Here is a 10001-nt window from a genome sequence, read left to right on the forward strand (position 1 = left end):
GACGGGCGGGGCGGTGTCAACGGCCTGCGTGAGAATTTCACCCGCCGCTCGCCGGGCGTGGGAAATCGTGGATAATACTCCATCATGCCTATCACCGTCACGTGCCCGAACTGTCGGGAGTCATTGGAAATCCCGAACGACCTGGCCGGCGGCGAGGTCCGGTGCGGGTCCTGCCTGGAGGTGTTCGTCGCGCCCGGCCCGGCCGGCCGGGACGTGCCGCCGCCGCTGCCGACGGACGACCCGCCGCGGCGGAAGAAGCGGAAGGGGTACGACGTGCCGCGGGACAAGCCGGTCCCCGCGTCGCGGCCGGACGACGGGTACGGCGAGGTCGAGTTCGACCCGGACCGCAAGCGGAAGCAGGGGGTCGGCCCGGCGCTGTTCATCCTGTTCGCCATCTTCGCCGTGCTGGGGTGCTCCTGTTGCGGCGTGTTCGGGTGGTTCGTGTTCCAGGCGATGGACCCGGAGTACAAGGAGTTCAAGCCGGCGGACGGGCGGTTCGTGGCGGACTTCCCGGCCGAGGTGAAGGAGAAGACCCGCGAGACCGGCCGCCGGGGCGGGGAGACGGCGACGGCGTTCGAGGCCGACCGGCGGATGGTCCGGGAGAACTACTTCATCTACTACGTGGACCTGAAGCCGAACGAGAAGAAGGACGCGGCGACGGTGGTGGACCAGCTGTGCGACGGCCTGAAGGCGACGACGAAGGGGACGGAGGTGTCGCGGACGAAGCGGGCGCACCAGGGGTTCGACGCGGCCGACATCGTCCTCCGGCAACCGGGCAAGCGGTACACGCAGGCCCGCGTGGTTGTCGGCGACGACCGCGGGTACGTCGTCGGCGTGACCGTCAGCGGCGACCCCCAGGGGATGATCTGGCTGGAACACTTCTTCGAGTCGTTCGAGATCGTCGTGCCGGAGAAGAAGGACGAGAAGAAAGACGACGGGAAGAAGGGCGAGAGAAAGAAGGCCGACGAGAAAAAAGCGGTTGAGAAGAAGGACGAGGACTGACGGCGCCGCCGGCGCGTCTCCTGCTTTTCCGGCCTGAAGGGCCGGTTCTTACAGCGAAGGCCGTCAGTCCTGGGAACGGTGATCGCCACCAGCCACACCGGCCCTGAAGGGGCCGTTCATTCCGAGGCTCTCGTAGGAATGAACGGCCCCTTCAGGGCCGGCGCGTTTGCGATGTGTCGGTTCCAGGCCTGACGGCCTTCGCTCTAAGAACCGGCCCTTCAGGCCGGAAAATCCTCGTAGAACGCTGCGGCGGCGAAGCTGACGCTCTCGAACCCCTGCGGGTGGACGAACTGCTGGTAGTGCAGCACCCGCCCCGTCGTCGGCCCGGCCGCCGCGAGCGTCAGGAACGTCGGCGGCAGGCCGCAAATCCGCCGGGCGTCCTCCTCGGCCGCGATCGCGTCGAAGTACCCGCCGGCGTCGGCCGCCGCCAGCTTCGCCAGGATCGCCTCGTCCTGTTTGCGGCTCTCCGTCAGCCACGGCTCGCCCACCGGGTCCGGGTCGTCGAACTTCGGCCCGATGTGCGCCAGGTCGCCGCTGATGACGTAGCACACCTCCTCGCCGGCCGCCGCCTCCGCCGCCCGCAGGGCCGCGACCATCCGCTGAATCTCCGGCACGCGGTCCGGCCGCGTCAGCGACGAGACGCAGTCGCCGAACGACCCGACGAGTAGCGGCACGATGCGGAACGGCCGGTCGGCGAACAGGTGCTGCATCACCACCACTTCGAGTTCGACGGAGTGCTCCGGCAGGTGCGCCAGCGGGTCGTCGAACAGGCCGTCGCCGTACTCCTTCGCGATGCGGTCGATGTATGCCTGGTCCGTCTCGACGACGCCGAGCGGCATCTCGAAGTTCATCCGCGTCAGCGTGAACCGGGCCGGCGAGTAGTGCGACGTGGCGACGATCACGAACAGCCGCGCGGTCGTCCGTTCGGCCAGCTCCTTGAACCCCCAGCCGTAGGTGACGTTGCCGCGGGCGAAGTCCATGTGCGGCACGAGCACCGCCCGCAGCCGCGGGCCGTCCCGCGTTCCGCTCGGCAATCCGGAGCCGCCGGGGGCCGTGAAAAGGCCGCGCATCTGCGCGTGAATGTCGGCCGGGTCCGGCGGATAGCAGCCGATACACGACGGCCGGCGGACTGGCCCGGCGAGGTAGGCGTGGAACGTCGGGCCGTTCAGAAAGAACCCGCGGTCGAGCCGGTCGGCGAGGGCCAAGAGCGAATCCATCGGGGCGAAGGCCGGGCCGAATTTCAGCGCGAGGGCGGACTGGATTTCGGCGAGCGTGTGGCGGCCGGTGAAGAGGTTGATCGCTTCCAGATCGCGGCGGGTCACCGGCAGCGGCGGCCCGGCGATCCGGCGGGGGTCGTAGAGGAAGAGTTGTCCGTCGTCCTGGGCGGCGGCCAGCCACGGCCACCGGGCGGGCCTCGACTGCGGGGTGATCGGCGGGGTCATTGGACCGATTGTCGTCGGCCCGCCCCGCGGCGTCAAGGTTACGGCTTGATCCGGAACACGAACACGCCGACGGCCGCGGCGAACGCGAGCAGGAACGCCAGCCCGATGGCGATCGTCTGCACCGTCCACGGCGACCGGGCGTCGTCCTCGCCGGACGACCGGAACAACTCCGCCGCCCGGATCCGCGCGCTGTTGAACGCCGACTTCTTGACCGGCTCCGGCGGCAACGGCTTCGGCTCGTAGGGCTGGAGCAGGATCGGCGGCTCCGCGTGCGCCGCCGGCGTCGGGAACGGGATCGGCTCCGGCTTCGGCGGGACCGGCAGCGGCGTCAGCCCCGGCCGGGCGGCCGGCAGCGTCTCCTGCGCCCCGTTCGTCGCCGTCTGCGCGTTCGCCTGCGACGGCGACAGCTTCGACCCGGACGCCGCCTGGAACCGGATCGCCGACCCGCTCGCGGACGCCTGCGACCCCTGGTTCTTCTGAATCAGGTTCATCGACACCCAGCCGTTCAGGCTGATGCCGGTCCGCGCGGCCGACGCGCTGCCGGAGGGCGGGAAGTCGTCCGCACTCGGGAGCGTCGCGGCCGCGAACGGGGCCAGGGCCTCGAGCAACTCGGCCGCCGATTGATGGCGGTCGTCCGGCTTCTTGCCGAGCAGCTTGTGGACGACCGTGGCCAGGCCGGCGGGGACGGCCGGGTTCAGCTCGCGGACCCACTGCGGGGCCTTCGACTGGTGCGCGATCAGCTTCTGCGAAATCTTGTCGGCCGGGAACGGCGGCTGGCCGGCGAGCAGGAAGTAGGCCGTGCAGCCGAGGCTGTACAGGTCGGCCCGGCTGTCCACCTTCGAGCACTCGATGGCTTGTTCCGGCGCGAGGTAGTCGGCCGTGCCGACGATCTTCGCGCCCTCGCCGCGGGTCAGCGCGTCGTCGTCGAGTTCCGACCGGACGAGGCCGAGGTCGAGGATGCGGACGACGCCGGCGCGGTCGAGCAAGAGGTTGGCCGGCTTGATGTCCCGGTGGACGAGGGCGTAGGAGTGCAGGGCGGCGAGGCCGTTGGCGATCTGCCAGACGTAGTGCGCCGCCCGGCCCGGATCGAGCTTGCCGCGGCGGGCGACGAGGTCGTGCAGGGTGACGCCGTCGATGTACTCCATGACCAGGAACGCCACGTCCCCTTCCATCTCCACGTCGTACGCCCGGACCAGGTTCGGGTGCTCGATGGCGGCCGTGGCCCGCGACTCCCGGAGGAACCGCTCGCGGGCGAACTCGCTCTTGCCGCGGTCCGGCGGGAGCACCTTTAGCGCCACCCGCCGCTTCATGCTCGCGTGCTCGGCGAGGTAGACCTGCCCCATGCCGCCCATGCCGATGCGGTCGAGCAGCCGGTACTTGCCGAGGACGAACCCCTTGTGCCGGCCCTTGAGCAGTTGCTCGGCCTGGAACGGGGTGAGCATGCCGTCCGCCTGGAGCTGGCGGATCACCTCGTTCGGCGCGGCCGCGGCGGACCCTTGTTGGAGTTGCTCCAGTTGCTCGTCGCCGAACAGTTGGCTCTTCCGCATCAGGTCGAACAGGTCGGCGGTCGTTGTCGGCGCAGGCATTTCGTGAACCACGCGGGTGTTAGTGGGCGAGAGGCACACTGACGGGTGCTACACCATAGATTCCGTTCCGGCGGAAGTCCGGCCGGGGCCGGGGGAAAAGGTGAGGAGTCCGACACGACTGTCCGGTGTTCCGGCGCAAGATGGGGGGCTTGTTACGGCGTCCGAAAACTTTCACGAGTGCTGACGGAAGAGGTGCGCGGGCAACGAAAAAGCACGCCGGGAGCGAATCCCGGCGTGCGTGAAAATTCTAGCCTGTCAGGTTTTTCCTACTTCTTGGCCTCGGCCTTCGACGCGACCCCAGGCGAGGCGTTGAACGCCTTCACGAGCGCCGCGTCGGCGATCGTCCACACCCGCACCTCGCCGTCATACGACCCGGCCGCGACCTGCTTGCCGTCGGCGCTGATGGCGAGCGCGTACACGAAGTCGCTCAGCCCCTGGAACGTCTTCAGGTTCGACAGCTTCTCCGTGTCCCACGACCGGACCGACTTGTCCGCCGACGCGGTGAGCAAGAGCGGCTCCTTCGGGTGCGCGATCACCTTGAACACCTCGTCCCCGTGCCCGGCCGTGGCCTTGATCTGCTTTCCCTCGCCGGTCGGCTTCCACGTCCGCACCTGCCGGTCCGCGCCGACGGAGAACCCGACCGACGCGTCCGGTTTCACGGCCACGCCGTAGACGATGTTCTGGTGTTCGGGGAACGTCAGCACGGACTCCTTCGCCTTGAGGTCCCACACCTTCGCCGTCTTGTCCCGGCCGGCGGTGAGCAGGTACTTGCCGTCTGCGGAGAGGGTAACGCCGAGCACCCAGTCGGCGTGGTTCTCGACCGTCTGTTCGAGCTTCGCCTTGTCGATGCCTTCCGAGATGTCCCACACGCGAACGGCCCGGTCGCACCCGCCGGCGGCGAGCTTCTTCCCGTCCGCGGACACGGTCAGGCACAGCACGGAGTCGTCCGCGTCGAGCAGTTGCTTGAGCATGACGGCCTTGTCCGCAACGCCATCGAGGATCGCGACGCCGTCCTTCGTCTCCTTCGGCTTCGCGTTGATGTCGAAGACACGAACGTCGCCTTCCTGCCCCGGCCGGCCGCCGGCGACGGCGAGCTTGCCGTCCGACAGGAACGCGATCCCGTAGGCCCGCTCGGCGCGGGTGCGGATTCGCTTCACGAGTTTGCCGTCCTTCACGTCCCAGACGGTCAGCTCGTGGTGGCCGCCGACGACGAGCTGCTTGCCGTCCGGGGTGAACGCGAGCGCGTTGACGATGGCCGGGAACTTGTACTTCTCCGGCGGCGTCGGCGGCGTCCACCGGACGCGGAGTTCCTTCACCAGGTCGGCCTTCGCGTCGATGCCGCCGTCGATCTTCGCGCCTTCGGCGATCCACCGGCGGATGATTTCGGCCTTCTCCTTCGGCACGGCCTCGCCCTTGTCCCGCGGCGGCATCCGGCGGTCGTCCTTCGTGACGATCAGGTCGTAGAAGTCGCTCTCGGCCGGCTTGCCGGCGGCGATCGGCTCGCCGTCGCTGCCGCCGGCGAGCATCTTCTCCACGGTCGTCATGTCGTACTTGCCGGACCGCTTCTTCGCGTCGTGGCAGGCGAAGCAGTTCTCTTTGAGGATCGGGGCCACGTCGTTGATGAAGCTGACCGGCTTGTCCGCGGCGTGCGCCGGGGCGGCGGCGCACAGCAGGAAGAGGACGGCGGCCGCGACGGCGCAGAGGACGCACAGGCGAACGTTCCGCAACATGGTGGGACATCTCCGAGACGCCGCGGGGCGGCGAGAGGGTGGGAGTAACAGTGTACCGGACGAACGCGGGAAGTGAAAGCGCCCGACTTCCGAAGTCCGGCTTCGACTTCGGAAGTCGATCCCCCGCGGCGACCTTCGCGTGTATCGGGTGTCGTTGCCGGTCCGACTTCCGAAGTCGAAGCCGGACTTCGGAAGTCAGCGTTTCTACTCAGAAAAAAGTCGAAACAGCGTGCCGTTCTCCCGCGCCGCGACCGGCGCGAATCGCACGCCGCGGCGGGCCAACTCCTCCGTCTGCCAGCCGGTGCGCCTGCCGAAGTAGAGCACTTTCTCCCCGGCCACGACCTTCGCCCGCACGTCGGCCGGCGTCAGGAGCGGCAGCGGCGTCACGCCGGCGAGCGCCCGCAGCCCGCGGTCCACCGTGTCCGCCTTCGTCAACTTCATCGCCAGTTCCGGGTCCGCGATCGTGGCCAGCGGGATCGCGACGCCGTGGTAGTGGTGGAACCGCGTGAAGTCGGTCGCCGATTCCATGACGATCAGCCCGTCGGCGTTCGCCGCGAGGAAGCTCGCCGTGTCGTGGTACTGTCGGGCCTCGTTCCGGTAGCAGACGACGCACTCGTTCAGCATCCCGATCAGCCCGAACCAGACGAACCCCGCCGCCACCGCCGCCACCGCCAACCGGTGGCCGACGGCACGGCCGATGGCGAACGCGAACACGGCCGCGAGGCCGAGCACCGACGGGACGACGTACCGGTAGAAGAACCCGCCGGTCAACTTCGCGCCGACGGCGACGCCGATCACCGGCCCGGCGGCGAGGGCCGCGATCACGACGGCCTCCGCGAGCGGGTACGGCTCGCCGTCGTCCCGGCGGCGGGCGAGGACGCCGACGGCGAGGGCGAACGCTACCGGGATCGTGACTTCCTTCCGGTACAGCCCGTCGAACGCGGCCTGGACCGACCCGCTGTTGAACCGCACCTTCGCCCAGAACCCGCCGGCGTAGCCCTTCTTCGCGAAGCCCCACAGCGGGTACAGCGCCGCGAGCGTCAGCGCCGCGGCGAGGAAGCCGACGGCGAACCCGCGGTCGAGCCTTCGATCCTGGACGGTGCGAACCAGCTGCGCCAGGCCGAACGCGACGAGCGGCACGACGAAGTAGTAATGCGACAGAATCCCCAAACTGACGGCGGCGGCGAAACCGAGTTTCCGGCCGCGCTGCCAGCAGACGAGTGCTAGGGCGGTGAACCCGACCATCAGGCCGTAAGGCCGGGCCTCGTAGAAGTAGACCCACACCGGGGCGCTGGCGGCCAGTACCGTCATCGCGAGGAACGCTTCCGCCACCCCGCGGCGGTGGCGGACGAAGAGGTACAGGCACAGCGACCCCAGCACCGCACCGGCGACGGCCGGCAGCCGCACGGCCCACGCGGTCTCGCCGAAGACGCCGACCGACAGCGCGGTGAGCAGGTAGCCGAGCGGCGGGTTGAGATCGACGCCGGCCGCGAGGTTCGCCCACAGCGTCAGCGGCGACCGGGCGAGGTGCAGGGTGAAGAGTTCGTCGTACCAGAGCAGTCGCACGGCCGCGAGGCGGACCAGCACGTAAGCGAGGACGAGCAGGTATCCACCGACGGCGAGCGGTTCGAGGGACCGTGTGGCGGCGGGCGGAAGGTGCGGCCGCGTCACGATCGCGACGCGGCGGATGCGCAGGACCAACGGCTCGACGACGGACGGCATTCCGGCTCCCCCGATGCGAACGCGACAGGTTCGCGGATCGCCGAGGGAGCGTGCAAGGCCAACTGCGAATACGCGGTCGGCCCATGCCGTCGCAACGGCGAGCGTCACGGCGTAAGCGTGACGTGTCTGGAATCGCGCGACGACCGGATGCCAATGCAAGTAGAACCCTGAGCGGAAGCGACGGGGTGTGGGGATTGGTCTCACACCCCGTCGCTTCCGCTCAGGGTTCTACCGTTGCGTTTGGAGGATGTCGCTTTTGGGTTCGAGACACGTCACGCTTACGCCGTGACGCTCGCCGTTGCGGGTCGCGGAAGTGCCTGTGGTTTACTGCTCGTCGGCCGTTGAGTCTGTATTCGACAACTTCCGGCCCACGCGCCAGCCCGCCCCGATGCCGACGAGAATGCTGAGAATGACCGGTGCGAGGACGACCCACTCGGACTTCGGAAACTGTTCGTCAATCGGCTCGGCGACGGCGAAACCGAGCAAAGTCGATAATGGGGTGGCCAAAGCACCGCCGATCAGTCCCGCGGTCAGAACCGGGTATCGAAGTGGACAACGATCCATGACCACCGGCGCGACCGTCGCGGCGATCCAACTCCCCAACATCCCCGCGAAGAGTAACCCGAAGACGATGGCGGAAAACGGCTCGGACTTGATCTTGTCCAACGCCCCATCGAGGCTGCCGTACCAGACGATTCCGATCCCGCACCAGATCAAGCACACGACGGAAGCAAGTATCCAACCGAGGCAAAACCCGACGGCCCCACGGCGGAGTCGGGCCGTCAACTGTCGGACGAACGATTCGCTCATGCCTCCGCCTTGTTGGTCGTGCGGGATGCGTCCCGGTCCAGCGTGTCGGCGGCGATCCAGCCGGACATCAGCACCATCGGCATGCCGGGGCCGGGGTGCGCCGCCCCGCCCGCGAGGTACAGGTTCTTCAAGTCCCTCGCCCGGTTCCCCGGCTTGAACGCGCCGAGCCACTTACCGTGGCTCGCGATGCCGTAGATCGCGCCGTTCAGCACCCGGTAGCGGTCGTGGATGTCCTGCGGTGTCAGTGTCGCCTCGAACGTGATGCGCTCTTCCAGGTCCGGCATCTGCCCGGTCGTCTTCAGCTTGTCCAGGATCACGCGGCGGTAGCCGGGCAGCATCTTTTTCCAGTCGTGGTGCGGCCGCAGGTACGGCGTGTGAACCAGCACGTACAGGGCCTCGCCGCCGGGCGGGGCGGTCGCCGGGTCGGTGCGGGTCGTCGCCGCGAGGTAGCACGTCGGGTCCGGGGCCGGCTCGCCCTTGTTGTAGATGTAATCGAACTCCTCGTGCGGGTCGCGCGAGAAGACGAACCCGTGGTGCAGCAGGTGGTCGTAGGCCTTGTTCAGCCCCAAGTACAAGACAACGCCGGAGCAGGCCGGTTCGTACTCGCGGCGGGCGTCGAACTTCTTCACCGCCCGCGGGGCCGCGCCGTTCACCAGCTCCCGGTGCGTGCGAACCGCGTCCGCGTTCGACACCACCGCGTCCGCCTCCACGACCTCGCCGGAAACCGTTTCGATGCCGGTGACGGTCGAGCCGTCGGCGACGAGCAGCCGCTTGATCTCGGTGTTCGGCCGGAACTCGACGCCGAGTTCCGTGCCGAGCTTCACGAGCGCCTCCGGGACGGCCCGCGTGCCGCCCATCGGGTACCAGACGCCGTCCTGCGTCTGCATGTGGGCGATGCCGCACAGCACGGCCGGGGACGCCTCCGGCGAGGAGCCGACGTACTGCGTGAAGTGGTCGATCATCTGCGCCACGCGGGCGTCCGGGATGAACTTCCGCACCGTCCCGGCGACGGACCGGCCCATCCGCATGCTCAGCACGTCGCCGAGAATCTTCGGCTTGAACCCGGCCTTCACGTCGATCATGTCGCCGATGCCGCCGATCGACTTCCAGAAGAAGTAGTCGTCGCTGATCCGGTGCAACCGGTCGGACAGCTTCAAGAAGTTCCGGTAACCGTCGGCCGTGGCGGTGTTCGGCGAATAGGTGTCGAGCGACTTCGCCATCGATTCGACGTTCTCGACGAGGTCGAGCCGGCTGCCGTCCGCGAAGAAGCACCGCCACTGCGGGTCGAGGCGGACGAGCTTCACGTAGTCGTCGAGGTTGCGGTTCGCCTCGGCGAAGACGCGGCGGAGGACGCTCGGGATGGTCAGGATGGTCGGCCCCATGTCGAAGCGGAAGCCCGATTCCGTCAGGACGGCCGCCTTCCCGCCGAGCCACGGGGACGCCTCGAACAGCGCGACCGTGTGCCCGCGGGCGGCGAGGACGCACGCCGCCGCCAACCCGCCCAACCCGCCGCCGACGACCACGACCCGCTTCGATGCTGCCACGCCATAACCTCTTTTGTAGGGTGGTGGGGGGGGGGGGGGGGGGGGGCGGGCGGCGGGGCCGGCGCGGGGGGGGGGGGGGGGCGCGGGGGGGGGCGGGGGGGGGGGGGGGCGGGGGCGCGGGGGGGGGGGGCCGGGGGGGGGGCGGGGGGGGGGGGGGGGGGGGCG

At 69.1% G+C, this 10001-nt stretch carries 7 protein-coding genes; 1 reads left to right on the forward strand and 6 read right to left on the reverse strand.

The window, feature by feature from the left end:
- Window positions 1-84: 84 nt before the first annotated feature.
- Window positions 85-1002: an MJ0042-type zinc finger domain-containing protein gene (locus AC5JJ2_RS02605; RefSeq protein WP_495856399.1), complete on the forward strand. Its 918-nt coding sequence runs from the start codon at window positions 85-87 to the stop codon at window positions 1000-1002.
- A gap of 218 nt (window positions 1003-1220) precedes the next feature.
- On the opposite strand, the gene amrB is transcribed toward AC5JJ2_RS02605, so the two are convergent.
- The 6 genes from amrB to AC5JJ2_RS02635 all read right to left on the reverse strand — a co-directional run bounded on the left by amrB (window position 1221) and on the right by AC5JJ2_RS02635 (window position 9836).
- On the reverse strand, window positions 1221-2444 hold the full coding sequence (gene amrB, locus AC5JJ2_RS02610) for an AmmeMemoRadiSam system protein B (protein ID WP_495856400.1): 1224 nt from the start codon (window positions 2442-2444) through the stop codon (window positions 1221-1223).
- 38 nt (window positions 2445-2482) lie between these two features.
- Window positions 2483-4030, reverse strand: a complete 1548-nt coding sequence (locus AC5JJ2_RS02615; protein ID WP_495856401.1) for a serine/threonine protein kinase — start codon at window positions 4028-4030, stop codon at window positions 2483-2485.
- A gap of 266 nt (window positions 4031-4296) precedes the next feature.
- Window positions 4297-5760 carry a c-type cytochrome domain-containing protein gene (locus AC5JJ2_RS02620; RefSeq protein WP_495856402.1) on the reverse strand — a complete coding sequence of 488 codons (1464 nt, stop codon included), beginning with the start codon at window positions 5758-5760 and terminating at the stop codon, window positions 4297-4299.
- A gap of 204 nt (window positions 5761-5964) precedes the next feature.
- The gene (locus AC5JJ2_RS02625; RefSeq protein WP_495856403.1) at window positions 5965-7482 is read right to left on the reverse strand and encodes a glycosyltransferase family 39 protein; all 1518 of its coding nucleotides are present in this window, start codon (window positions 7480-7482) and stop codon (window positions 5965-5967) included.
- A gap of 324 nt (window positions 7483-7806) precedes the next feature.
- A complete protein-coding gene (locus tag AC5JJ2_RS02630) occupies window positions 7807-8148 on the reverse strand; it encodes a hypothetical protein (protein WP_495856404.1) in 342 nt (113 codons plus the stop codon).
- Between the two features lie 140 nt (window positions 8149-8288).
- Window positions 8289-9836 (reverse strand): phytoene desaturase family protein, encoded by a 1548-nt coding sequence (locus AC5JJ2_RS02635; protein ID WP_495856405.1) that lies wholly within the window; start codon window positions 9834-9836, stop codon window positions 8289-8291.
- Between the last annotated feature and the right edge of the window lie 165 nt (window positions 9837-10001).

This window comes from Limnoglobus sp., assembly GCF_059499385.1.

What these genes read in the sequence shown, in the direction of transcription:
- AC5JJ2_RS02605 (WP_495856399.1), top strand. Translation starts at nt 85, where the DNA reads ATGCCTATCACCGTCACGTGCCCGAACTGTCGGGAGTCATTGGAAATC.
- amrB (WP_495856400.1), bottom strand. Translation starts at nt 2,444, where the DNA reads ATGACCCCGCCGATCACCCCGCAGTCGAGGCCCGCCCGGTGGCCGTGG.
- AC5JJ2_RS02615 (WP_495856401.1), bottom strand. Translation starts at nt 4,030, where the DNA reads ATGCCTGCGCCGACAACGACCGCCGACCTGTTCGACCTGATGCGGAAG.
- AC5JJ2_RS02620 (WP_495856402.1), bottom strand. Translation starts at nt 5,760, where the DNA reads ATGTTGCGGAACGTTCGCCTGTGCGTCCTCTGCGCCGTCGCGGCCGCC.
- AC5JJ2_RS02625 (WP_495856403.1), bottom strand. Translation starts at nt 7,482, where the DNA reads ATGCCGTCCGTCGTCGAGCCGTTGGTCCTGCGCATCCGCCGCGTCGCG.